Here is a 25,211-nt window from a genome sequence, read left to right as displayed (position 1 = left end):
CGGACGCGGCGCATCATGAAATGATGCGCTGCTGAGCCGGGGCCCATGCCTTTTTGCGGAGTCTTCGAAAGAGATGGGTCCCGGCTCAGCCCAGCAGCGTTGCACGCTGCAGTGCGTCCGGGACAAGAACCCTTCTTAAGCGTTACTTCGTCTCCGCGCTCGCCATCACGGGGCGTACCGGGTCGCCTTCGCGCAACAGCGCGCCGGCGCGGGCGACGACGATGTCGCCTTCGTTGACGCCGTCGCGGATCTCGATATTGCCGCCGGACATCAGCCCGATCTCGACGCGCTTGGTCTCGACGCGGTTGCGGCGGATGATCTGCACCACGGTGCCGGCGGGGCTGTACTGCACGGCGGTCAGCGGGACCGCGATATTGCAGCTCTGCCCGGTCTTGATCAGCGCGCGCCCGCTGGAATTCACCAGCAGCCGCCGCGGCGTCGAGATGCCGATATAGACCATGCCCTGCTGGACGTTCGGCTCGACCGTCGGCCCGATCTTGCGCACCTTGCCATCGATGTCGCCGGCACCCGCGATGCGCACGGTCGCCGGCTGGTTCACCGCGAGCTTCTTGATGTCGGCGGTGGCGACGAGGCCGACGAGGTCATATTCGCTGCGCGCCACGATCGAGAACAGCGCTTCGCCGCGCGCCGAGGCCGGCGCGCCGATCTGCGCCGTCGAAGCCGAGATCATGCCTGCAACCGGCGCCGTCACCTGGACTGTGCCGCCTTCGGGCAAGGCCAGCCGCGCCAGCACCTGGCCGGCGGTGATGGTGTCGCCGGCTTCCGCCAGGACCTCCGTCACCTTCAATCCGGGACGCTCGGGCCGCACCGAGGTTTCCTCGCGTGCGATGATCGTGCCGCTCGCTTCCACGATGTCGGAGAAACAGGACTTTGCCGCCTTCAGCACCGTGACGGCCGGTCCCTTGGGCGCCTCCTCATCGGCGGCGCGGGCCGGGAGGGGGCCAAGAAAAAGGCCAAGCCCCAATGCGGCGGCGACGGCCACGGGAAACAGGGTCTTGTTGGACATGCGGGTGCAATGACGCATCGGACTAATCCACGGGATCAAACGCTTCACTCGATAGCAGATGGCGGGGGCACAGACCATGGCGCCCCCGGTGCCCAGGCAGGAGCAAATGCCGCAGGCGCGTCCACGGCAAGCCCTTGATTAGTCGCGAGATTGAAGATCAGGTTCGGCGCCTGGTGCCATCCGTCAGCCGCGGCGTTCGCCGAGCAGCCTGCCCGTGGTGCGATTGATCAGGTGCAGGCGCGCACACGCCGGACACATGACCGAGTCGTGCGTATCCTTGGCATCCGTCGGCTCGGCCATGAGCCGATGCTGAACGTTCATGCCGGTCTGCGGGCATTTGAAGACAATATGACGATCCATTGCGTGCCGGAGTATGACGGCAGCGAGCCGCGACCGAAACTACGGATGATTGCGTAGGTCGGTCGCGGCTCCCGCACACTTACGGCAGCGTGACGAACTCCACCCAGTTCGGCTTCTTGCCGGTCGGATAGGACTTCAGCTTGGTTAACGCGCCGCTGGCCTGGTCGATCGCGTAGACCGACATGCCGTCGGACAATTCGCCGACGGCGGCGAGATAGCGGCTGGTGGGATCGATGTTGAAGCCGCGCGGCTGCTTCTCGGTCGGCACGGTACCAACCGTGGCGAGCTTGCCGCTTGCCGGATCGATCTTGTAGGCGGTCAGCGTGTTGGTGGTCCGCTCCGAGGCGTAGAGGAAGCGGCCGTCGGGCGCGACGTGGATGTCGGCGGCCCAGGGTTTGCCGGTGAAGCCTTCGGGCAGCGCGGTGGTCCGCTGGATCTCGCTCCACCCGCCGGTCTTGGCGTCATAGCTGAACGCGGCGACGTCGCCGTTCAGCTCGTGGATGAGATAGACGTATTTGCCGTTGGGGTGGAAAACGAAGTGCCGGGGACCTGATTTCTCGGGCACCTTGTGGACCGGCGGATCGCTCGGCGTCAGCTCGCCGGTGGCGGCGTTGAATGCAAAGGCCAGCACCTGGTCGGAGCCGAGATTGGTCGCAAACGCAAAGCGGTTGTCGGGCGAGGGGATGAAGGCATGCGCATTCAGTCCCGTCGGGATGACCTGCTTGGGCTCGCCGACGACGCCGGTATCGAGCAGCGGATTGAGCGCGACCTTGTTGCCGCCATAGGAGGCGCTGAGCACGAACTTGCCGGTACGGTCGGTCATGACATACGCCATGCTGTCGGCGAGCGGCCCGTTGCCGATGTGCTTGAGCGTGCCGGTCTTCTGATCGATGGCAAAGCTCACGGCCGAGAACGGCTGCGAGCGCACGCCGGCGATCAGCACGCGGTGATCGGGCGTCACTGCCAGCGGCGTCGAGGAGCCTGGCTTCTCGATGCCTGCGAAAGGCGCGGTCTGCACCGGGCTCATCTCGCCCTTGTCGTCGATGCGGAAGACCGAGATGTCGTTGCTGTCGGCATTGCCGACATAGGCAAATGTGTCGGCCATGCCGGCGCTTGCTCCAAGGTGGGTGGCGAGGACGACGGCGCATGCCGCAAGCGGCAGTTGCAGGGCAGTACGGCGGGTCGGTCGGGACATCAGGCTTCCTCCAGCTTTCCAAAATCGCCCTTGCCGTCCGGCATGGCTTCTCTTGGTTGCCGGCGAGGATACAGGCCTCCCTGCCATTCCGCCAAAATCCAGTTTGGATCGATCGATGTCGAAATTGTATCGATTGGGCGCCGCAAAGCCGGCCAGCCTAAATTTCCGCCACGCCCAAAAACCAGCCGGCGCGATGAAGACGTGGTGGCAAAGCATCGCACCGATCAAACCGACCGGAGGCCGCCGCCGACCAACAAGTGACAGTTCGGCAAGATATTGGCTCCAAGATGCTGGTCGAAGAATTGGTGCAAGAATTGGTGCAAGAATTGGTTCTTGGGTGCGCCGACACGCCGCAGCAGAAGAGGAACGGCATCGTCGCCCGGCTGTTCTAGAATTGCTGCTTGCGGCGGGAGGCTTTTGCGGAGGCTGACGTGTTTTGGATTTATTGGGACACCGCCTGGTCGATCATCATCAGCGGCATCATGTTCGCGACCATCGTCGCGCATCCCGATGCCGAGTTCGCGGAAGTGCGCGGGGCCGAACGCTCCTGAAGGTCGGCGCTGGGTCCTGGGCGTGTCCTCCGTAGTTCTGCGGAGTTTGCCCTTCCGCGCGCCTTCATCCGATGCGACGGCCTTTGCCGGTATCGAGGTGAACCAAATCTTAGGAGCGCGACGGTAATTTTCTGCATCTTTTTTAGAGGATGCGGCCCCGCAATGAAATTGTTCGGCAATCCCTCCATACGTTCGGTTCTCGGCGCCATCATCGGCATCCTCGGCCTGTTTTTGATCGCCCAGCTCGCGACCGGGCTCTATGGCGCCGTCGAGCGCAACGCCGCGGCGCAGAAGCTCGATCGTTATGCCGGCACCGACCAGCAGCTGTTTGCGACCCTGCTCGGCTTTCGCCTGGAGCGTGGCACCTTCCTGTCGGCGCTGCTCGCGGAGGGGCCGGCCAACGCCAATGCCGACAACCGCATCGCCACCAACCGGCAATTGTCGGAAGCCACCTATAAGAGCGTGCTCGAGCGTCTCGAGGGCGTGACCGATTCCCGTCTCGCCAGTGCCCTGAGCAGGCTGGTCGCGATCCATGACACACTCGTGCCACTTCGGCCCAAGGCGGAAGCTGCCATCCACCAGCCGAAATCCAGTCGTGACGCCAAGGTCGCCGACGATTTCCGCAAGACCGCCCAGGATTATCTCGACGGCATTCTGGCGTTGACGGGCGAGCTCGAGAATGCGCTGAAGCTCGGCGATCCCGTGGTCGATCACCTCCTGGGGGTGAAGCAGTCGGCCTGGGCGGCGCGCAATTTCGGCGGCCTGGTCGCGATCCGCCTGGAAGCCGCGGCGGCCAGCGCAAAACCCTGGAGCGCCGCCGACATGGTCGGCGCCGCCGAGGATACCGGCCGTGCCAAGCAGGCCTGGAGCCAGGTGCTGGATGCAGCCGGCCGCGCTGACGCGCCCGCCAGCCTCACCGATGTGGTCGCGCGCTCGAAGCAGGGCGAAGCCGCGGCCATGGTCGAGCGCCAGCAGGGTTTCATCAAGGCGCTGAGCAACAACCAGACGATCGACATCAAGATCGAGGATCTCTCCAAGCTCAACACCGCCATCCTCAACTCCAGCGTCGAGGCTGGTCAGGTCGCGCTTGCCGAGATGGTCGCGCGTGCCGGGCAGCAGATGGCCTCGGCGAAGTGGAGCCTGGTGTTCAACGGCGCGATGATGCTGGTCGCGCTCGCCATCACCGTGTTCGGCTTCATCCTCGTCAACCGCCGCGTCAGCGTCCCGATCCGGAAATTGACCCAGGCGATGCGTTCGCTTGCCGAGCGCGACTATGCGATCGAGCTCGCCGGCATCGAGCGTGGCGACGAGATCGGCGAGATGTCGCGTGCGGTGTCCGTCTTCAGGGAGAACATGATCACGGGTGATCGCCTCGCCGAGGAGCAGGCGGCCGAGCAGGGCCGGAAGGAGCGGCGCCAGCTTGCCGTCGAGCGGCTGATCGGAGAGTTCGAGAAGACCGTGACGGAATCGCTGCATACGCTCGCCTCGGCGTCCGGCGAGCTGAACGCCACCGCGCAGTCGATGTCGTCGACCGCCGAGCAGGGCTCGTCGAAAGCGGCCTCCGTTGCGTCCCTGTCGGGCGACGCGTCGTCCAATGTGCAGACGGTTGCCGCCGCCACGGAAGAGCTGTCGGCCTCGATCGCCGAGATCAGCCGCCAGGTTGCGGAATCCTCGAGCATTGCCGGGGCTGCTGCGGCGGAAGCCGATCGCACCAATGGCGAGGTGCAGGCGCTCGCGGACGCCGCCCAACGCATCGGCGATGTCGTCGAACTGATCACGGGCATTGCCGAACAGACCAACCTGCTGGCGCTCAACGCCACCATCGAGGCCGCGCGCGCCGGCGAAGCGGGCCGCGGCTTTGCCGTGGTCGCAGCCGAGGTGAAGAATCTCGCCACGCAAACCGCGAAGGCGACCGAGGAGATCACCGGCCAGGTTGCCGCTATCCAGGGCGCGACGCGCTCGTCCGTGACCGCGATCCAGTCGATCGGCACCACCATCCAGCGCGTCAACGAGATCGCGGCCGCGATCGCCGCTGCCGTCGAGGAGCAGGGCGCCGCCACACGTGAGATCGCCCGCAACGTGCAGCAGGCCTCCCAGGGCACCACGGAGGTTTCACGTCACATCTCCGGCGTCTCGCAGGCTGCCGGCCAGACGGGTGCGGCCGCCGGCGAGGTGCTCGATTCCGCCAAGATGCTGTCGCGCCTGTCGGACGATCTGAAGCGCGAGGTCAACCGCTTCGTCGAAGATCTCAGGGCGGCGTAGCTCGACTCCGCTCCGCTCTCTGTGCCCCGGATGCTGCGCAGCGCGCCGCCCTTCGCGGCGTGATGGGTTGCTGATCCTGGGCCCACACCGAACTGCAACGCTAGGTCCCGGTTCAGCAGCGCATCGTTGCACGCTGCGCTGCTGAACCGGGACACGAGAGTCCCAACTCCTCACGTCATGCTGCCAGGCATGAAGCAGCGGATCAGCGTGCGGCCGTTGACGTAGTACGGCCAGACCATGGTGCGACCGGCGCGGTTCGGCTCGGTGATGACGGTGTCGTCGGGCACCTCGACCCACATACCCTCAAGACGAACGCGGTAATGGCCGTCCCTCGTGTCCCAGTCGGCATCGGCTACCGCGGTGCCGTCGGCATCCGCGCAGCACGGTCCGCCGCCTTTGCTGTGCAGGCTTTCGAACCAGCCTTTGAGGGGGGAATTCGCAAACCGGCCGTCGTCGCGGCCTTGTGCGGGGGCGCAGATCAGAGCAAGCGCCGCAACGAGAGGGAGTAATCGATAGCCGACAGACATCCTTTCGCCTCTTGAGTTTCGCACGCAAAAAACCCTCCGGCCCCGAAGGCCCGGTGCGCACGTGATGCAGTTTCCGCTGACACCCACCGGCCGGATTGTTCCGCCATCAGCGATTGCGACAACCCGCGGGTTGAAGGTTTGATCCTATTTGGGAACGCGTACCATTGCGGCCCTATCGGTCAGAAGCTGTGACCGATTGCGGATGATCGAATTGCCAGCTTGATGCGCGCGCGAATTGAGCGCAGTTTGCGGGCGTGATTTGTCGTGAAGGGCTGTAAGGGGCGTTGGGATTCATGGTGATCGCATCGAAGGCGACAGTTGCCGTTTGCTCGCTCCTGCTGGTTGCGGCCGGCGGTGCCGCGATCGTCGTCGGCACTGGCGGGCTGTGGCAGGCGTTGCGCGGCGGGCCCGAGGTCAAGGTCGCCGACGGCAAGGCCAAGGTCGAATCCAAGCCGGAAGCCGGGACGGCGCTCGCCGCGCCGCCCACATTCCTGCCGCCGGGCGCGCCGTCCGTCGCACCGTCAGCGGCGCCCAGCAATGACGTCGCCACTGCCCTCGGCAAAGCCCAGACCGCGCTTGCCGATCTGCCGACGCCAACGGCTCCGTCGCCGGCCGCTAGCGAGGAGACCGGGCCGCGTTTCGATGTCGCCCGCGTCGATGAGGACGGCGAGGCGGTGATTGCCGGCCGCGCCGCGCCGGGCGCACGCGTCGAACTGCTACGCGATGGCGAGAGCCATGCTTCCGCGGTCGCCGACGCATCCGGCCTCTTCGTGATGACGCCGCCAAAGTTGCCGCCGGGCAGTTACAAGCTCAGCCTGCAATCGACGGCGCCGGACGGGAGCGTTTCGAAATCGAGAACCGACGTCCCCGTGACGCTGAACGCCATGGCCCAGCCGCCGCGCGCTGCACAAGCGCGTACCGATGTCGCCAAGGTTGCGAAAGAAACGCCCGCCAAAGAAACTTCCAAGGAATCGTCCAAGGAAACGTCTGCCAAGGATGACAGCTCGGCCGCGCCGCCGAGCACCGCACAATCCGTTTTGGCGCTCGCCACCGCACCGCCCGTCGAGAAGGGTCCGTTGCGCTCGAAGGGGGAGTCGACGGGTTCGATTACCTCGAGCCGCATCGTCATCCGGGGCGACAGCCTCTGGCAGATCAGCCGCCGCGCCTACGGCGACGGCCTCAGCTACGCCCTGATCTACAACGCCAATCGCGACAAGATCCACAACCCCGACCGGATCTATCCCGGCCAGACATTCGTCTTGCCGCGCAAGGCAAGGTGAGGGTTCTCGATCCCGCAAATTGCAGGGTGGGTGACCTGAGCGCGGGAACTTTCTGTTCTACCGCGCGTCATTGACGTTGTGACGAGATGCGGCTTGACGCAGGGACTTGACGCAGGGACTTGGCGCGGAGGAGGGAGCCAAGGTGACCATCATGTCGAAATCCCGCCGGGGAATTGCGGCCGCGGGGATCGCGCTGGTCACACTCGCGATGCTGCCTGACGTGGCCGAGGCCGGCTTCGGCCTGCGGATCGGCGGTCCTCTCGGCGTCGCGCGCTTCGCGATGGGCCGGATGCTCGGCGTTGCCGGCATCCGCCACATGCGCATGTCCTCGCGGCACGGCCGTGTCCGGATGGCCGCGCTGCGCCCGCAGGATCTCCGCTCTGCCGCGGACGCCGTGCGCCCGACCGTTCGGGCCCAGCTCACGGCGGTTGCGGCGCTCGCCGGCTGGCGCGGCGGCCGCGCCGAGCAGGGCTGGTGGCAGCACGCCGACGGCACCTATGGCTGGGTCGGCCCGCTGTTCTGGCCGTTCGCCGATGACGACATCACCGACTTCACCATGCGCGGCGATGGCACCGCACTGTGGGCCTATGGCTATGGCGATATCTATGCCGCGATCTTCGCGCCCTATGCCCCGACCGAGCTCGCCGCCTATACGGCGCCCGGCCGCCGTCACCGCAGGGTCCCCGAGCTCCAACAGCTCTGCGACACCGGCGATGCCGTCGGCCTTCCCGTCGATGCGATCCTGCGCACGGTGCAGCCGAACGAAGTTCAGCGCGCCGGCCTCGACGAGCTCGTCAGCGCCTGGGGCGCTGCGGGTGCGACCATCCGCGGCTCCTGCCCGACCGAGGCGGCCGCCAATGCGCTCGATCGCTTCGCGCTGATGCAGCGTCGCCTCGAGGCGATGATCAACGCGGTGGATGCGGTCGCGCCGCGGCTTGCAAAATTCTACGGCCTGCTCGACGACGAGCAGAAGTCGCGCCTCAACGCGCTCGGCAAGGACAGTCGCGCGAATGCTGCCGAGACCAAGCGCAAGGAGATGCAGGCCGCAGCCTGCAAGGCGCCCGCTGAGCCGCAGAGCGATGAGCAGGCCCAGCGCCAGTACGAGCAGCTCGTCAAGCAGCAATGGCCAGCGGACGACATCGCGACCGCTCTTCGCCTCGACGACACCAAGCGCGCCGCGCTGGAGGTGCTGCAAGACACCACGATGGGCACCATGGAAGCGTTGCTCCCCTGTCCGCCGCAGAACCTGCGCACCCCGCAAGCCCGCCTCCAGGCCGTGAAAGCGCGGTTGGATAGCATGCTCGAGGCGGTGAAGAGCGTCGGCGATGCGCTCGACGATTTCGAGTGGGGCCTCACCGACGAGCAGAAGGCGCAGTTCGAGGCGATGGGGCTGAAGCGGGGCGTGTGAGCGGCGAAGAGCGGTGTGCGGTGCCTGCGCTAACCGCACGCCCAGTCGAACTTCATATCCCTGAAATCGAGCTGCGCATTGCCGCCGCCGAAATTGTAGCCGCCGAAATATTCCTCGAACTCGACGTAGAACGGGCTCATCTCCGGCAGGGCCTGGCAGGGCCGCATGGTGCCGCCGATGTGATTCTGGGCGTGGTCCTTGACCCAGTCATGCAGGCGGAAATTTTCTCGGCGTGTCTCGCCGCCGACATAGTAGTAGTAGGGCTGATAGCCTGTCGGCTCGCCGCGATGTCTGAAGTCGTCGCGCGGCGCCTTGCCGGCATTGGGGTCGGTCGCGCGCGGTTTTGCGACAATCGCGCGGTTCTCGGCGAGCACAGCGCGCGGCGGCCTCGCAAACAACTTCGACGTACAGCCGGTACGGCTGTCCGCCAATTCGTCGAAGGCAGCCGCTCCGCCGACAGCGAGCCAGCGAGGCCGTTCGAAAGTCGCAAGGTTCGAGGGCTCGGGGGGTGTCGCGAACGCGCCGTCATATTCGGCTTGCGTGAGCAACAGGGCTGCGTATTCGTATTCGAGAACATCCTTCATGCGAAACGTGCGCGGATGTGCGGGCAGTGCTGCGATCGCCTCGCGGAATTCAGGATCGTAGGGCGGGCCGCCGTCATTGTGGTCAAGGGCGGGCGCGAAGAACGACAGCGCGACGATGCCCCCGCCATGCACGCGATAGTCGGGAGGCAAGAGAAGCGTGAAACCGTGCATCAGCGGATAGCCGGAGACGGGATCGAGCGGCCACTGCTCGCTCGTGATGCCCGGCGGCAGGCCGAACGCCCAGCCGCTATCGCTCTGCCGATCGACGGCGCGATCCAGCATCTGCAAATCATACGCGCGCGAAGGCGGGGCAAGCGTCACGGTCGTCTCCATGCAAACTTGAGCCTCGTCGCTGAGGCGATGGTTAGTCGTGGGAAGGAGGGATGTGGTTCGTGGGAGGGGTGGCGGAAATCTCATAGTGCCACTGCGGAAGGTGGTGCACCGATCTCAGCCGTCGTCCTGGCGAAAGCCAGGACCCATAACCACAGGGAGAAATTTGGCGAAGACTATTCGTTCGGTACTACGACCATCCGCGATTGATAGATTCCGCGGTATGGGTCCTGGCTTTCGCCAGGACGACGCTGGGGCATGTCCTTGCGCTCCTCACGGCTGAAGGAGCCGCAATAGCTCACATCCTGCGCCGCGCCGCCGATGCATCCACGACGTTGTCGACTTCCTCGCGCCAGCTCAAGATCTCCATTGCGAGCACGGGATGATTGAAGCCCTTGAGCTGGAGATCGTCGAGCGGGCGGGCTTCAACCCAGGGCTCGACGATGCCATAAACGCGCCGCGCCACCACGACCTGGCCGGCCGTGGCCTCGTCGCATAGCCGCGAGGCGAGATTGGTGACGCTGCCGATCGCGGCATATTCCAGGCGCTGCTCGAAGCCGATCTGGCCGAGCGTGGCATAGCCGAGCGCGACGCCGACGCCGAAGCCGAGCGAATGGCCGCGGTTCTTCCACTTCTCGGTCAGCTTGCCGATCGTATCGCGCATCTCGACGGCCATCTTCACCGCGCGCTTGGTGTGGTCGGCAAATTGGATCGGCGCATTGAACAGGATCATCACGCCGTCGCCGGCAAAGCGGTCGAGCGTGCCTTCGTAGCGGTGGATCAATTCGCCGAGCGCTGCGTGATATTCGCGCAGCACGTTCATTGCCTCTTCCGGCTCGGTCGCCTCGGTGAACGAGGTGAAGCCGCGCAGGTCGCAGAACACGACTGTGACCTCGCGGCGGTGGCTGTCGAGCAGCGCATCGTGGCCGTCGGAGGAGGCGATGAGCTGCGCGACCTGCGGAGCGAGGAAGCGCTCGAGGCGCTTGATGCGTCCGATCTCCCCGAGCTGCTTCTCGACGCGCTCTTCCAGGGAGCGGTTCCAGTTGCGGAGCTGCTCGGTCTGCTCCTGCAACTTTGCCGCCTGCTGCTGCACGGTCTCATGAGCGGCCGCAAGCTCGCGGCCCTTGTGGTCGACCTCGGTGAACAGGCGCGCATTGCGCATCGCCAGCACCGCCTGATGCGCGAAGGTGCGCATCAATCCGGTGAGGCTGCTTGCGAACTCGCCGCTCGCCCGGCGCAGCACCACCAGCGAGCCGAGCGTGCCCTGCTGGTCGACCAGGGGCACCACGAGCACGGAATGGAAGCCGGCGTTGACGGCGACGTCGCGCAATGGCTGCCTGGTCGCCTCATCGAGATCGGGAAGCGCGATCGGCTCGCCGCTCCGCGCGGCTTCGCCGAGCGGGCTCGCGCCCTCGTCGATGGTGATGTGCGCGCCTTCGACCGACTTGTCGATGCCGTTGGCCTCGACCAGGTTGAACTGGTGCTTGTCGGCATCGTAACCGTAGATCAAGACTGCGTCGGCCTGGCTGATCTCGAGCGCGCGGGCGGCAATCGTCGGCAAGACAGCATCGAGATCGAGCGAGGAGGCGACGGCGCGGCCGACTTCTTCGAGGACCTTAAGCTCGTTGATGGACTGCGCGAGGTCACGCGTGCGCGCTTCGACCTTGGTCTCCAGGCTCGAATAGGTCTCCTGAATCTGGTTCGCCATGCTGTTGAACTGATTTGCCAGTCCCTCCAGCTCATCGGAGGTGCGCACGTCGATGCGGTGGCTGAAATCGCCCTCGCCGAGCCGGTGCGCGCCGGCGCTGAGCGCGGTGATCGGGATCAGCATGCGACGCGCCAGAAGCGTGCCGGCGAGGATCGCGACCAGCAGGCCCATGCCGATCAGGAGTCCGATCCGCACCAGCTGGTCGCGGATCGGCGTCAGCGCCTGCGCAGTCGGCTGCTCGAACAGCACCGTCCAGCCGAGCTTTGGCACCTCGCTTGTGGCCGTCAGCACCGCATGGCCGTTGAAGTCGGCGCCGGAGGACGCGCCGTCGCGGTCGGAGGCGAGCGCGGCTGCGACCTGCGGCAGCTTCGAAAGGTCGGCGGCGACTTCCGGCCCCTTCGACGATGCTGCCAGCACTCTGCCATGCGGGTCGACCACATAGGCAAACGCAACCTTCCCGACCTGGGCGTCGGACAGGAAGTCGGCGAGGAAGCCGAGGTCGACCTCGGCCAGCGTGACGCCGGGCTTGAAGCCGGAATGCGCGACCGAGATCGATATGAACGGCTCCTGGTCGACGAAATGGGCCGGCGTGTAACTGGTGCCGCGGGCGACGGCGTCGGTGAAGCGCGTGTCGCGCGCGTAGTCCGTGCTGCTGCCGCTGGAGACCGCGGCGCGCGAGACGCGCTGCACCACCTTGCCCTCGCCGTCGAGCTGGGTGAGCCGGCTTACGGCCGAGACCTGGTTCAGGAGCTGGACATAGTCGGCGCGGCGCTTCTCGATGGTGTCCTGCGAGGCGCGCGTCACCCAGCTGATCTGGCGCTCGAGATCGGACATCGATTGCTCGATACGCTTGGAGACGGCTTGCGCTTTCTCCTCGAGGCCATCGGTCAGACTTGTCCTGGTGGCGCGATAAGAGATCCAGGTCTCCATCGCGCCGTTGACCGCGAGCACGAACACGACGAGGCCGACGAGGGAGACGACATATTTGGCGAACAGGCCCTCGCGGAAAAACCAGGTCTTGTCTCTCGCTCCCGCCATCCAGATCCTCACGCGCCACGGCCGATGCAGGGGCTGCCCGCCGTTCTAGCACAGTTCCGCCTGCACAACCGCCCAGGCTTGCCGGATATGGGCTAAGGCGCTGGCCGAACAGGAGATTAATTGTCGCTGCAAACCCAGCCCTTTCGGTTCCCTCTCCAGGGAGGGTAGGCCGGAAAAGACTATTCGAGGGACACGCGCCGCCGCAAAAATCACCGGTTAAACAGCTGGCGCAGCACGTCATTCATCGGCTGGCTATTTTGCTGCTCGGCGGACGGGTTGTCCTGGGCCGGCGGAGCGGGCGAGGCTTGCGGTGCCGGTTGGGTGGGCGATCCCGGCAGGCTCCGGCTGCGGCCGGTGCTGGTTCCGGGGGCGCCGCCGGACAGGCCCTGCTGGATCAGATTGCCGATCGCCTCGCCCAGCGACCCGCCGAGCGGATTGTTTTGCGACGGCTGTCCTTGCGGATTGGCGCTGCCGGCATTGTTTCCGTTTGGCGCAGTGCCGCCGAGACCGAGACTGCCCAGGATGTTGCCGAGGCTGGCGCCATCGGGGCCGAACAGGCCCTTGCCCATCTCGCGCAGCTTTGCGTAGGCAGCCTCCGGATTGTCGAGCACGCCCGCCATGTCCGGATAGATCTTTGGCTGCGACCAGGGGCCCTCGATCATCACGGGAATGCCGAAGCCGACGGGATCGGAGGTGCGGCCCTGGCCCTCGGTGGTCATCACCAGTTTCGGCTCGACGCGAAAACCCATCATCTTGGTGTCGAGCGCGATGGTGCCGGCGCCGGTCACGCGCACCAGCGGGCCGACGAGATTGAGATCGGTCGTCACCGCCTGCCCATTGTCGATGCGGAAGGAGGCGGAGAGCTGCGTCAGATCCGTGCTCTGCTCCTGGCTGTCCTGCCAGCCTGACAGTGTGGACGTGGTCAGCGAGCGGATCATCTGCGCGACATTGATGCCGCGTATGGCGCCGTCCTGGAAATTGGCGAACACCGTGCCCTGCATGTTGGCCATCAGGGCGCGCTGGCTGGTGCCTGCAGAGCGCACCGCGATCTTCGCTTGCAGCTTGCCGTCGAGCCGGTCGAAATCGGCGAGCCCCTTGAGCAACGGCAATGCGCGCACGCCGACCAGGTCGGAATGCATGGCAAAGCTCGGCGCGCCGCTGGTCGCATCCAAAATCACCTCGCCGGAGACCTGGCCGCCATAGGCGCCGAGATTGGCCGTACCGGCCTTCAGCACGCCGCCCGCGAGCTTTGCATCGAGCGCGAGAGGTGCGAAACGCGCTTCGCCGATGTTGGCCTCGGTCGCCGAGACCCGCATCTGCGCGTCGACATAGTTGAGTCCGGAGACGCTGATCGGCGCGTCGCTCCAGGGCTGACCGGCGGCGCCGTCGGCGGATTTCGACAGGGGAATGTCGAGCCGCTGGAAGTCGAGATCGAGCTTGACCAGCGGCTTGCTGGCGATGTCGACCGAGGCCCAACCGTTGAACGCGCCCTCGCCGAGCGTGCCGTTGATGCTATTGATCATCACGACCGAGTTGTTCAGCCGCGCCTCGGCGTGGCCGCTGAGCCGCGATTGCAGCAGGCTCGGCGCGTCGATGGCGAAGTCGAGCGGGATCGTCTGTCGCTCGACCGGCGCCGCAGGCGCCACTGCCTTGATGTCAAACTTGATGTCGTGATCGCCGGCCCGCGCCGTGCCCTTGAAATTGACCTTGCTATCGGCATTCACGGTCGCGTCCGCGTTGATCGCGCTGAGCCGGCTTTCGACACGGTCACGCGCGACCGAAAACGCCACTTCGCCGTCTGTGATGGTGACGTGCTTGATGCTGAACCCGCCTACGTCAAGCGGCACGGCCGGCTTCGGTGCGGAAGCACTCGTCGGCATGCGCTCGCGCAGCAGCGGCTGGTAGAGCACGGGGTGGGTGACGAGGAGATCGGAGATCCTCGGATGCCCCGACCACACGCTCGCCAGCGACATGTCGGCCTGAACGCTGTCGATGGTGAGGCGGCTGATGCCGGTGCGGTCCTTCGGATCCTGGAGCGTGAGGTCGCTCAGCGTCACGTTCAGTGTCGGCCACAGGCTGACCTTCGTGGTGCCCGCGATCGTCAGGCGGTAGCCGGTCGCGCTTTCCACCCGCGAGGTGATCGCCGAGGTCAGGAACCCGGAGGGGACACCGATCACCAGCAGAAGCGCGATGACGATGGTGAGGGCGGCGACCGCAGCGCCGGCGAATTTCACTGCTCTCATGTCGACTTTCCAAACGGTTGGCGGCGTCGAACCCGGCCGGGCCCGCTCACCCGTCCGTTGCCCGTCAGTTTATCCCGGGAGGGGAAACCGCTCCAAGCGGCCAAAAATAAACAAGGGGTGCTGCAAAATTATGTGACTTATGACACACTTCTCTCCGCGGGTTTTCCGCGACTCTGATGTTTGATGGTTCCAAGGGAATTGCCAAGGGGGGAATTGCCAAGGGGGGATTACCAAGGTCCTGCAAAGGAAATTGCAATGAGCAAACAGGCCGAATTTGCGGTCATTCTGAGAATGAATCCGATGTTCGTCGACCTCGGTGCAGACGAACTGCAGCGCTTGTCCAATCTCTGCCACACCCAGCATCTGGCGAATGGCGAAGTGCTGTTCCAGAAGGGGGACCCCGGCGATGCACTGTTCGGCGTCCGCCGCGGTCAGGTCCGCATTGAAACCGGCTCCTCCGACGGCAGCCGGCTGACGCTGAATTTCATGGGGCCGGGAGACCTGTTCGGCGAGGTCGCCGTGCTCGACGGCCAGAACCGCACGGCGGATGCGACCGCGGGCGAGGCCAGCGAGCTGTTCGTGCTGCGACGCGAGGATTTCCTCTCCTTCCTGGAACGCGAGCCGAAGGTCGCGATCAAGATCATCACGCTGCTGTGCCAGCGCATCCGCTGGCAGAGCGAGCGTATGGAAGAGTCCATGCTCCAGCCCCTGCCGGTGCGGCTTGCCCGCAGGCTTTGCGCACTGGCGGCCGATTTCGGTTCGGAGGTGCATATCTCGCAGGAGCAGCTCGGCGTCTTCGTCGGCGCCGCCCGCGAAAGCGTCAACCGTCAGCTCCAGGCCTGGCGCAAGGAAGCGATCCTGGACCTGCAGCGCGGTCGGATTCTGCTGAAGAACATGTCCAAGCTGACGTCGATTGCGAGGAATGAATAGGAGAAGGTAAATCCTACTCCGCCGCCGGGTGCACGATGCTCTTTGGCACCGGTGTTGCTTCAGCAGGTGCAGCCGTAACCGTCGGCGCACCATGGTGCTCGTCGGCGTCGGTATCGGCGCTGTGCACGATCAGCCGCTTGCCGAAGCGCCAGATCAGCGCGCCGATGTCATCCATCACCATGAACATCGCGGGCACGAAGACCAGCGACAGCACGGTCGAGAAGATCAGGCCGCCGATCACCGCAAGTGCCATCGGCGAGCGGAACTCGCCGCCGGCGCCGACCGCGAGTGCGCTCGGCATCATGCCGGCGACCATCGCGATCGTGGTCATCACGATCGGGCGGGCGCGCTTCATGCCGGCGTCGATCATGGCTTCGTCACGCGGCTTGCCTGCGCGGATTGCTTCGATCGCAAACTCGACCAGCATGATCGCGTTCTTGGTCACGATGCCCATCAGCATCAAAATGCCGATCCACACCGGCGTTGTGAGTTGCTTGCCGGTCACGAGCAGTGCCGCGATCGCGCCGCCGATCGAGAGCGGCAGCGAGAACAGGATGGTGATCGGCTGGAGGAAGGTGCCGAACAACAGCACCAGCACGGCATAGACCATCAGCAGGCCGGCGGTGATTGCAGTGGCAAAACCGTCCGACAGCTCGTTCAGGCTTTCGGCGTCGCCGGACGGGCTGACCCTCACGCCCTTCGGCAGGCTCTTCATCACCGGCAGCTCGTAGATCTTCCTGGTGGCATCGCCGAGCGCAGCGTGGCCGACGAGGTCGGCGGCTACGGTCGCCTGGCGTTCCCGGTCGTAGCGGTTGATGGTGGTCGGACCCTGGTCGAGCTTGACGTCGGCGATGACCGAGAGCGGTACGCCGCCCTTCTCGCCGTGCTCGCCGAGCGGCACCCGCAACTGTTCGAGGGTTTTCAAATTGCCGCGCGCGGCGTCCTCGAGCTGAACGCGGATCGGCACCAGACGGTCGCCGACGTCGAACTTCGCGAGCGCAGGTCCCACGTCGCCGATGGTCGCGACGCGGATGGTCTGCGACAGGATTTCGGTCGAGACGCCCAGTCGAGCCGCAAGCTCGGCGCGGGGCTCGATGCGCAGCTCGGGCCGCTCGAGCGCGGTTTCCGAGATCACGTCGGAGATGGTCGGGATCCGCTTCATCTGCGTCGCAAGCTCGCTCGCGACGTTGTTGACGATGTTGGCGTCGACGCCGGTGACGACCAGCGAGATTGCGCGCAGGCCGTTCTCGTCGAGGAACCAGAAGCGGATGTCCGGGATGTTTTCCAGCTCCCGGCCGATCGAAAACTCGAGCTCGCGCTGGGTGATCTTGCGGTCGTGCTTCGGCGTATAGTTGATGATCAGGGAGGCGCGCCGGACTTCCTGCGTGCCCGGCGGGACGCGGCCGCCGTCGACGAACACGCTCTTCACCTCGGGCCGCTTGCGCAGCTGCGCGACGATGTCCTCGGTTACCTTTTCGGTATAGGAGAGCTGGGTGCCCGGCGGCAGCTCGATCGCGAGCAGCGATCGTGCGCTGTCCTGCGCCGGCAGGAAGCCCTGCGGCAACAGCGTGATGCTCCAGATCGAGGCGGCGAAGATGCCGAAGCCGATCAGCACGGTGATGAAATAGTGCTTCACCGACCACGCCACGATCTTGTGGTAAGTGCGCAGCACGCGGCCGGGTGGCGGCTCCTCGTGATTGTGATGCTTGAGGAAATAGGCCGCCAGCATCGGGGTGACGAAGCGCGCGGCGAGCAGCGAGAAGAACACCTGCACCGAGACGGTGATGCCGAACTGCTTGAAGAACTGCCCGGCGATACCGGACATGAAGCTGGCGGGCGCAAAGATCGCGATGATCGTCAGCGAGATCGCGATGACCGCGAGCCCGATCTCGTCGGCGGCTTCCAGTGCGGCACGATAGGGCGATTTGCCCATGTTCATGTGCCGCACGATGTTCTCGATTTCGACGATGGCGTCGTCGACCAAGATGCCGGTCGACAGCGTGATGGCGAGGAAGCTGACGAGGTTGAGCGAGAAGCCGAGCAGGTCCATCGCCCAGAAGGCCGGGAAGATCGACAGCGGCAGCGAGATCGCGGCGATGATGGTGGCACGCAGGTCGCGCAGGAACAGCAGCACGATGATGACGGCAAGGATCGCGCCCTCGAAAAGGGTCGAGATCGCGGCCTCGTAGTTGCCCTTGGTGTATTCGACCGAGGTGTCGATCAGCTTCAGGTCGACGTCGGGATAGGCGATCTTGAGCGCATCGATGCGCTTCTGCACGGCGGCGGCGACCACCACGTCGCTGGCGCCCTTCGAGCGCTTGATGCCGAGGGCGACCACCGGCTCGCCGTTGAAGCGGGCGAAGGTGCGGCGATCGGCGATGGTGTCGGTGACAGTGCCGAGATCGTCGAGCCGGACCTCGCCGCCACCGAACAGCGGGATCATGGTGCCGGCCAGATCGCTCAGCGTCTTGGCGCCGGCCAGTGTCCGGATCGCCTGGTCGTTCTTGCCGATCTCGGCGCGGCCGCCGGCGACGTCGACATTGGTGCCGCGCAGGCTCTGGCTGACATTGACGGCGGTGAGGCCCATGGCCTGGAGCCGGTCAGGATCGAGCGAGACCAGAATCTCGCGCTCGACACCGCCGATGCGCTCGACCTGGGCGACGCCGCGCACGCCCTGCAGCGCGCGCTTGACCACGTCGTCGACGAAATAGGAGAGCTGTTCCGGCGTCTTGCCGGGCGAGATCGCGGCATAGGTGACGATCGGCAGGCCGATGACGTCGACGCGCTGGATCAAGGGCTCGGTGACGTTCTGCGGCAGGTTGGAGCGCACCCGCGTCACCGCGTCCTTGACGTCGTTCAGCGCGCGGTCGGTATTGGTCTCGAGCGCGAACTGGATCGTGGTCACCGACAGGCCGTCGGTGATCTGCGAAGTGATGTGCCGCACGCCCTCGACGCCGGAGACTGCGTCTTCAACTGTCTTGGTGACCTGCGACTCAAGCTCCGCAGGCGCAGCACCGAACTGCGACACTGCGACCGAGATCACGGGGATGTCGGCCGAAGGCAATCGCGTCACCGCGAGCTTGGTGAAGGACACCCAGCCCAGGATCAGGAGGATGATGGAAAAGACGACCGACGGCAGCGGATTGCGGATCGACCATGCCGAGATATTGAGAGCCATCAGCGTACTCGCGATCGATCGAGTTCATCGGCGAAGACTGTCTTGATCTGGTCGCCGTCATGGAGCGAAGAGCCGGCGTCGGCCACGACGATTTCGCCGACGTCGAGACCTTCCAGGATTTCGGTTGCGGTGTCGGACGTCAGCCCGACCCGCACCCGTCGCGTCTCGACCGTGTTTCCTTTGACCACCTGGACGGTGAGATGGTCAATGGCAGTCTTGGGAACCGCAACGCCGCAGCTGCGCTTGGCGTCGATGGAGGCGCGGGCAAACATGCCGACCTTCAGTGACGGATTGTTGGCAACGCTGATCCGGACGCGGCCGAGCTGCGTGGCGCGGTCGATCTCGGGCGAGACCAGCCGGACGCGCCCGATCAGGTCGGGGGCATCGTCCCGGCTGATCCGCACCGTCGCGCCGGGATTGAGTTTTGGCATATGCACGGCCGGCACCTGCGCATCGAGTTCGATCTCGCCGCCCACGGCGATGCGGAACATCGGGCCGGCCTGCGGCGAGGCCGGAGCGCCGACGACGGTGCGGACTTCGGTGACGAGGCCTGCTGCGGGCGCCTTGAGCGAGATCGGTCCTTGCGGTCCCGGTCGCGCCGGCTGGCCCGGCATCTGCGGAGGCGGGCTCAGCCGCGCCAGTTCCTGGTTCTCGGTGACGGTGGCACCTTCGGCGACGAAGAGGTCGGTGACGCGCGATCCTTCCTGGTCGGCGGTCACCACGGCCTCGCGGCGCGGCACGAAGAAGCCGGTCACGCGCACCAGATCGGAGAAGCAGGCATTGGTCGATTTCGTCACGACCACCACGGCGTCTCCGGGTGTTTCCTTTACCTCCAGGCGATGGCGGTTCTCGAACCAGTAATAACCGACGCCGAGCGCGACGATGAACAGCGCGGTTCCCGCAGGCTTGATATATTCGGTGATGTTCATCGCCGGATCATCCTGCCTGGCTCACGGCCCGCGAGCTCGCGGCCGCTATTGAAAGAGTTTCCCCGAAACGAAGCTGCGTCCCGCAGGGTTTGCGGGACGCGCATCGGACACTCGAATTTACAGACATTACGACCGGTCACCTGAACAATGTGCCGCCTTCACTTGGACGCGGTGGTCTTGTTTTCCATATTCACGACCTGCACCCGGCGATTGACCTCCGCCATCGGCTGGCTCGGATCCTTCAGCTTGCTCTTGCCATAGCCGACGGTGACGAGGTCGGCCGCGGGAATGCTATACTTGTCGACGAGGTAGCGCTTGATCGCGTCAGCGCGGCGCTCGGACAGGTCCTGGTTGTAGCCCTCGCCGCCAGCGGCGTCGGTGTGGCCGGCGACGACGAAGGTCGAGCCCTTGATGTCAGGATTGGTCAGCGCGCGGCCGAGCGCCTGCACGGACGGCATCGACTTGGCGCTGATGTTGGCCGAGTTGTAGTCGAAGGTGATCTCGAGATCGATATTCGGCTTGTCCTTGGCGGCGGTTGCGATTTCCTCGCGTTCGGTCACCGAGAGCGAGCGCGTGGCGCGGCCCCGCACGCTCTGGAGCAATTTGGTCTCGGCGGTGCTCGGCGCCGGATCGGTGGTTTGCGGTCCGATCGAGAGGCCGCGCGTCAGGGGCTTCTTCGGCGGCGCCAGCGCTCGCACGATCTGGTCCTCGGTGACGTTGTTGCCGGTGTCCTTGTCGTCGCCTGCGAATGCGCTCGATAGCGGCAGCGTCAGCGCGGCGCCGATCGTGAGGATCGAGAGGATCGCGGTCACGCCCTTTGCAGCCAATCTCATTGCCAGTCCCTCCTGCAAAAAAATCCTGCAACAAGCCCGGACGGGCCCTTGCGTCATCCTTGCGTTGGTCTCCGCGGGGCTCTCGGGGGTTCGAGGCGCGGCGCCCCGAATCTCAAAAAAATATCAACGTACTCCGTAACTTGCGAACTCCTGGCCGATGTTCGGATCCATCGCCTTGGCGTTCGCAATGTCCAGCGCGCCTTCCGAGGCCGAGCCGTTGCGCTGCTTGGCAAGCCCTCGCCCATAGAGCGATGAGGTCAGGCGCGGGTTGATCTTCAGCGCCGCATCGAAATCCGCGATGGCGTTCTTCACCGCCCCCGATTTCAGGTTGACCAGGCCGCGGCTGTCCAGCGCATCGACGAAGTTCGGGCGCAGCCGCAGGGCCTCGTTGCAATCCTTCAGTGCGCCCTGGAGGTCGCCGATCACGGTGCGGGTCCAGCAGCGGTTGTTCAGGGCTTCGACGTCCTTGGGATTGATCCGGATCGTGTCGTCGAAATCCTTGATCGCAAGGTTATAGGCGCCCTTGCTGGCATAGACCTGACCGCGCCGGTAGAGCGCGTTCACGTCGTCGGGGTTGGCCGCAATCTTGGCGGTCAGGCTCTTGATGGTCGGATCGTCGGCCAGCGCGGCCTGGCTCGGCCCAGTGTCGGTGTTGCCACCGGTATTGGGGCTGGTGCCGACGTCGGCCGGCTTCACTGGCGGCTGCGTCGCGGGAATCGCCGCATCAACCTGCGGTTTCGGTGATGGCGCAGGGGCTGGCGCGGGAGAAGGCGCAGGTGCGGGAGGCGGCGCTACATTCGCTTCGACCTGCGGCTTCGGCGGCGCCGGCGCAGCCGGAGTTTGGACGGGTGTCGGCGCGGGCGGCGGGTTGTTTGCAACCACCGGCGGTGTGGGGGCGGGTGGGGCCGGCGGCGGCGTGGCCGGCTGCGCCGTGGCGGTCGGCCGCGATCCGCCGGCGCCGGGAATGAAGGAGAAATCCTCGGCTAGCGAGGACGAGATCCATGGCACCTGCTCGTTTCGCGAGGCGCGGGTGACGCCCATCTTGGTGCGGTTCAGCGTTTCCTCCGCCATCAGGTCGGGGACGCGGATTTCCTTCAAAAGTTCCTGGACGAACAGGCTGCGGTCACCGCCGCCATCCGAGGTCACCGAGCTCAAGGCGGCCGAATACATCACCAGCGTGCCGTTCGGCGCGATCACCGGCGCGAGGCCCGCGGAGAAGCTGCGGAACCGCCGCTCGAACGGGTTGCGCCTGGAGGCATCGATCAGCGCGATCTTGACGCCGGCGCCGCGAGTATTGATCTCGCCGAGCACTGTCTCGATGCTGAAACCGTCACGGCGCACGTCGGACTCGGTCCAGATCTGGGCGTCGACCGGGATCATGTAGCTCTGGCGTGCCGACTGGATGCCGAAGCCGCTGTAGAAGATCAGCACGACCGCGCCCGGCTTGATCTTGCCATAGAGCTTGTCGAAGGCGCGGCGCATGCCGTCGCCAGTCAGGTTCTCGCCGACATCGACGGTAAAGCCGTCATGCTTGAGCTCGTCGGCGACGTCGCGTGCGTCGGTGATCGGCTCCTTCAGCGGGCTGTCGGCGTCCGGATATTTGGCATTGCCGATGACCAGCGCATAGCGGTCGCCGGCGGCAAAGGATGGAGCGGTCAGGACGACCAAGAACATCAAGAGCAGAAGCGAAAGAAAGCGAATCTTCATAACGAGCGCGGTCCAGCCAAAAAGGCGCCGTTCGCGAGCTTTGCGCCGCGGCGACCTTAACTTACGCAATTTGCATTATCAAACCGGGGGGTGGGGGCGTCAACCGCTTGGAGAACAGGCATTATCGCGACAATTGACCGCGACGTCGCGGGAAAGATGGGAGGGACGAAAGCGGCTGTCACGGCATCGCTCGATCGGAGGGGGGGCCCGGCGGGAACACCTCTTAGCGCGTCCATCGCGACAAAAATGTGATCGGTCTCACATGCGGGCCGGGCGAAAGGCGGCGTTTGACCTTTGCGTCCGGCGATGGCTTGGTGCTCGCGACCGCTCTTTAGGCTCCCCTCAACGAAAAAAGTGCAACCATGGGAAACCTCTACGAAGTCTACGCGCTGCGCTACGCGACGATGTCGCCCCGCACCCCCCACATGAACTTCCTGTCGCCGGACCCGCACGATAGCACCGCGCAGGATCTCGACTATTTCGTCTGGCTGATCCGCGGGGGCGGCCGCGATATCCTGGTCGATACCGGGTTCAACGCCGAGGAAGCCACCTTGCGCGCCCGCAAGCTGACGCTCAATCCGGTCGACGCGCTCGAGCATTTTGGCGTCAAGGCCTCAGCCATTGCCGACATCATCGTGACGCATCTGCACTACGACCACGCCGGCAATCTCGATCGCTTTCCGAATGCGCGTTTCCATCTGCAGGAGCGTGAGATGGCTTACGCGACGGGCCGCTGCATGTGCAACGGCTTATTGCGACATCCGTTCTCGGTCGAGCACGTCACGCAGATGGTGCGCCATGTCTATGGCGAGCGCGTCAGCTTCTATTCCGGCGACGGCGAGGTGGCGCCTGGCGTGACCGTGCACCGCGTCGGCGGTCATTCCGACGGTTTGCAGGTGGTCAGGGTCGAGACCGCGCGCGGGCCCGTGGTGCTCGCCTCCGACGCCGCGCACTATTTCGCCAATCTGCAGCGGCGCAGCCCGTTCCCGATCGTCTATAACGTCGGCGACATGGCCGCAGGCTGGGAGACGATCGAGCGCCTCGCCGGTCATCCCGATCGCTTCATCCCCGGGCACGATCCGCTGGTCACCGAGATCTATCGGCGCGCCAGCGACAAGGTCGATGCCTGGGCGCTGCACCTGCCGCCGACGCGGTCGTTTGTGAAGTGATGCATCTCCGTCATTCCGGGGCGCGCGTCAGCGCGAGCCCGGAATCCATTGAGCGGCCGTCTCAGTGGCCCGATGGATTACGGGCTCGCGACTTCGTCGCGCCCCGGAATGACGAGGAGAGAGAGAGCGAAACCCCGCTCTCAATCCCTCATCCTGAGGAGGCCGCGCAGTGGCCGTCTCGAAGGATGCGGGCCGAGATGCTGCAGCGGGGGCCTTCATGGTTCTCGCGGCGATGCGAAGCATCGTCCGCTAGACGGCGCTTCGCCCCCCACTCCAGATCGCGAATCTGCCGGCTCAACGAGGGCTGCGCGGTGTGCAAGCGCCGCTCCGCCGCGATCAAGAAGCTTCCTTCCTCTGCTACGGCTATGAAGTAGCGCAAAATGCCGGAGTTCCATCGGAAGCAGCTATATCTTCAAGGCATAGGCGGAGTTTACCAAAGTCTTTGTCTTCCTTCCAAGGGCCGAGCATGCTGTGCGCGGAAGTCATCCATCCTCCTCCCACACGGAGACTACCATGACCAAACCAAGCATCGTGTTCGCACATGGCCTCTGGGCTGATGGATCATGCTTCAGCAAGCTGATCCCGAAGCTCCTAGCCGAGGGTTATGAGGTCATGGCGAGCCAGCACGGCCTCGATTCACTGGCGACGGACGTGGCAGCCGTAAAGGCGTGTCTCACCCGCGTCCACAATCCGGCGATTCTCGTCGGCCACTCTTATGGTGGTACGCTAATCACGCATGCTGGGACCGATGCGCGGGTGGCCGGTCTCGTCTATATCGCGGCTCTCGCGCCGGATGCCGACGAGACCTCGCAGGGCCTGCTTGACAAGTTTGCGACGACCCCAGTGTTCGGCCACATTGAGGTGACGGACGGGCGCGTCTGGCTCAAGCAAAGCGGCGTTGCGCACTTCGCAGGAGACCTGCCCGAGGCGGAGCAGAAGCTAATTTACGCGACGCAAGGGGCGCCCGTGGCGGACCTCTTCAACCAAAAGGTCGAGGGCACGGCGTGGAAGTCCAAGCCGAGTTGGTATGTCCTCGCCACGGAGGACCAGACGGTTCACCCGGATCTGCAACGCTCTGTCTCAAAACGCATGAAGGCTGCCACGACCGAAGTCGCGTCTTCGCACGTCCCTATGTTGTCGAAGCCCGATCTGGTGCTCGATGTCATCCGCAAGGCCGCTGGAGCGGTGTCAATGTCCTGACGCCAATCCGGAGGCATACCGCAAGGGAGACCGTCGCAAGGTGGTCTCCCTCAGTCGTCCGACGTTGTTGGTATGCGATGCCTGTTCTTGGCCCTTGGTGGACCTTCGCTTATGCATCGTCGATGTCCGCTTCTTGGCAATGCGGGCCTCGCCATCCCGCACGCGCGTATTGGATTTACGAGTACCCGCCCTAGTACGCCTGCTTCGCATCCGCTTCTTCACTGGTCTGGATCAAATCAAGACTCTGCTCGATCTTGCCCAGCAGTGCCGACAATTGCTTGCGCTCTTGCGCGGAGAGGCAGCTGAGGATCTCGTCCTCCCGCCGCAACAGTTGCGGAAACAGCTCTTCATAGAGCGCGCGGCCCTTCTTGGTGAGTTGCAGGCGGAATTCGCGGCGGTCGGCTTCGTTCTCGACGCGCTCGATCAGGTCGGCATGTAGCAGCGCGGTCACCGCGCGGCTGATCGTGGATTTATGCGTGCGGGTGCATTGCGAGATGAACTGCGCGCTACAGGCATCGTTGCGGAAGCCGAGCGTGGCGAGCACGCGCCAGGCCGGAATGTCGAGCCCGTGCTGCTCCTGATATTCGACCGCGAGTGCGGAACTCACTTCCGCCGCCAGGCGATTCAGACGGAACGGCACGAATTTGAAAAGATCGAGCCGCGCCTTCGGCGACGCCTCGTTCGCGTCCTTCGCCTTCAGCGCGGCTTCGCTGGATGTCCTCGCCAAAAAATCGCTCCGAATGCCAGTTGAC

Annotated in this window: 18 protein-coding genes and 1 pseudogene; 7 read left to right on the top strand and 12 right to left on the bottom strand. The window is 65.1% G+C overall.

The annotated features are described in order from the left end of the window. Positions 1-142: 142 nt before the first annotated feature. Positions 143-1,045, bottom strand: a complete 903-nt coding sequence (locus tag YUU_RS0134105; protein ID WP_198031876.1) for an efflux RND transporter periplasmic adaptor subunit — start codon at positions 1,043-1,045, stop codon at positions 143-145. Between the two features lie 132 nt (positions 1,046-1,177). Between YUU_RS0134105 and YUU_RS59160 the strand changes: the two genes are divergently transcribed. After that, complete coding sequence (locus YUU_RS59160) at positions 1,178-1,444, top strand: hypothetical protein (protein WP_156944656.1); 267 nt, start codon at positions 1,178-1,180, stop codon at positions 1,442-1,444. 22 nt (positions 1,445-1,466) lie between these two features. On the opposite strand, the gene YUU_RS0134095 is transcribed toward YUU_RS59160, so the two are convergent. Continuing rightward, positions 1,467-2,582, bottom strand: a complete 1,116-nt coding sequence (locus tag YUU_RS0134095) for a lactonase family protein (RefSeq protein WP_027526376.1) — start codon at positions 2,580-2,582, stop codon at positions 1,467-1,469. A 713-nt stretch (positions 2,583-3,295) separates the two neighbouring features. On the opposite strand from YUU_RS0134095, the gene YUU_RS0134080 reads away from it, so the two are divergent. Continuing rightward, positions 3,296-5,395: a methyl-accepting chemotaxis protein gene (locus YUU_RS0134080; protein WP_027526375.1), complete on the top strand. Its 2,100-nt coding sequence runs from the start codon at positions 3,296-3,298 to the stop codon at positions 5,393-5,395. Positions 5,396-5,565: 170 nt separating this feature from the next. Here the strand turns inward: YUU_RS0134080 and YUU_RS0134075 are convergent, their stop codons facing one another. Beyond that, positions 5,566-5,922: a hypothetical protein gene (locus YUU_RS0134075; RefSeq protein ID WP_027526374.1), complete on the bottom strand. Its 357-nt coding sequence runs from the start codon at positions 5,920-5,922 to the stop codon at positions 5,566-5,568. Positions 5,923-6,215: 293 nt separating this feature from the next. Between YUU_RS0134075 and YUU_RS0134070 the strand changes: the two genes are divergently transcribed. Continuing rightward, entirely contained in the window at positions 6,216-7,202 is a 987-nt protein-coding gene (locus YUU_RS0134070; protein ID WP_027526373.1) for a LysM peptidoglycan-binding domain-containing protein, read from the top strand. Between the two features lie 151 nt (positions 7,203-7,353). Further along, positions 7,354-8,610, top strand: coding sequence for a Spy/CpxP family protein refolding chaperone (locus YUU_RS0134065; protein WP_027526372.1), 1,257 nt, complete (start codon positions 7,354-7,356; stop codon positions 8,608-8,610). Positions 8,611-8,639: 29 nt separating this feature from the next. On the opposite strand, the gene YUU_RS0134060 is transcribed toward YUU_RS0134065, so the two are convergent. The 3 genes from YUU_RS0134060 to YUU_RS0134050 all read right to left on the bottom strand — a co-directional run bounded on the left by YUU_RS0134060 (position 8,640) and on the right by YUU_RS0134050 (position 14,513). Next, positions 8,640-9,515: a hypothetical protein gene (locus YUU_RS0134060; RefSeq protein WP_027526371.1), complete on the bottom strand. Its 876-nt coding sequence runs from the start codon at positions 9,513-9,515 to the stop codon at positions 8,640-8,642. 307 nt (positions 9,516-9,822) lie between these two features. Beyond that, the gene (locus YUU_RS0134055) at positions 9,823-12,270 is read right to left on the bottom strand and encodes an adenylate/guanylate cyclase domain-containing protein (RefSeq protein ID WP_027526370.1); all 2,448 of its coding nucleotides are present in this window, start codon (positions 12,268-12,270) and stop codon (positions 9,823-9,825) included. Between the two features lie 209 nt (positions 12,271-12,479). Further along, positions 12,480-14,513: an AsmA family protein gene (locus tag YUU_RS0134050; protein WP_027526369.1), complete on the bottom strand. Its 2,034-nt coding sequence runs from the start codon at positions 14,511-14,513 to the stop codon at positions 12,480-12,482. A 255-nt stretch (positions 14,514-14,768) separates the two neighbouring features. Between YUU_RS0134050 and YUU_RS0134045 the strand changes: the two genes are divergently transcribed. Beyond that, positions 14,769-15,443, top strand: coding sequence for a Crp/Fnr family transcriptional regulator (locus YUU_RS0134045; protein ID WP_027526368.1), 675 nt, complete (start codon positions 14,769-14,771; stop codon positions 15,441-15,443). Between the two features lie 13 nt (positions 15,444-15,456). Here the strand turns inward: YUU_RS0134045 and YUU_RS0134040 are convergent, their stop codons facing one another. The 4 genes from YUU_RS0134040 to YUU_RS0134025 form a co-directional block, all read right to left on the bottom strand. Next, a complete protein-coding gene (locus YUU_RS0134040; protein ID WP_027526367.1) occupies positions 15,457-18,621 on the bottom strand; it encodes an efflux RND transporter permease subunit in 3,165 nt (1,054 codons plus the stop codon). Continuing rightward, a complete protein-coding gene (locus YUU_RS0134035) occupies positions 18,621-19,550 on the bottom strand; it encodes an efflux RND transporter periplasmic adaptor subunit (RefSeq protein WP_027526366.1) in 930 nt (309 codons plus the stop codon). Before YUU_RS0134035 ends, YUU_RS0134040 begins: the two co-directional genes overlap by 1 nt. 158 nt (positions 19,551-19,708) lie before the next feature. Then, positions 19,709-20,383: an OmpA family protein gene (locus tag YUU_RS0134030; protein WP_027526365.1), complete on the bottom strand. Its 675-nt coding sequence runs from the start codon at positions 20,381-20,383 to the stop codon at positions 19,709-19,711. 123 nt (positions 20,384-20,506) lie between these two features. Next, positions 20,507-22,090: a caspase family protein gene (locus YUU_RS0134025; protein ID WP_027526364.1), complete on the bottom strand. Its 1,584-nt coding sequence runs from the start codon at positions 22,088-22,090 to the stop codon at positions 20,507-20,509. A 362-nt stretch (positions 22,091-22,452) separates the two neighbouring features. On the opposite strand from YUU_RS0134025, the gene YUU_RS0134020 reads away from it, so the two are divergent. Next, positions 22,453-23,259: an N-acyl homoserine lactonase family protein gene (locus YUU_RS0134020; protein WP_027526363.1), complete on the top strand. Its 807-nt coding sequence runs from the start codon at positions 22,453-22,455 to the stop codon at positions 23,257-23,259. Between the two features lie 271 nt (positions 23,260-23,530). On the opposite strand, the pseudogene YUU_RS57020 reads toward YUU_RS0134020, so the two are convergent. After that, positions 23,531-23,654 (bottom strand): annotated as a pseudogene (locus YUU_RS57020) (LysR family transcriptional regulator); the annotation flags it as partial. A gap of 118 nt (positions 23,655-23,772) precedes the next feature. Here YUU_RS57020 and YUU_RS0134015 point away from each other — a divergent pair. Beyond that, entirely contained in the window at positions 23,773-24,459 is a 687-nt protein-coding gene (locus YUU_RS0134015) for an alpha/beta hydrolase (RefSeq protein WP_027526362.1), read from the top strand. A gap of 190 nt (positions 24,460-24,649) precedes the next feature. Here the strand turns inward: YUU_RS0134015 and YUU_RS0134010 are convergent, their stop codons facing one another. Continuing rightward, positions 24,650-25,186 carry a MarR family winged helix-turn-helix transcriptional regulator gene (locus YUU_RS0134010; RefSeq protein WP_027526361.1) on the bottom strand — a complete coding sequence of 179 codons (537 nt, stop codon included), beginning with the start codon at positions 25,184-25,186 and terminating at the stop codon, positions 24,650-24,652. Positions 25,187-25,211 lie beyond the last annotated feature (25 nt).

The sequence above is a fragment of the Bradyrhizobium sp. Ec3.3 genome, assembly GCF_000472925.1.
In the GTDB taxonomy this organism is placed as follows: domain Bacteria; phylum Pseudomonadota; class Alphaproteobacteria; order Rhizobiales; family Xanthobacteraceae; genus Bradyrhizobium.
Note: the sequence above shows the minus strand (reverse complement) of the source record. Positions and strands in the feature narration are given on the sequence as shown.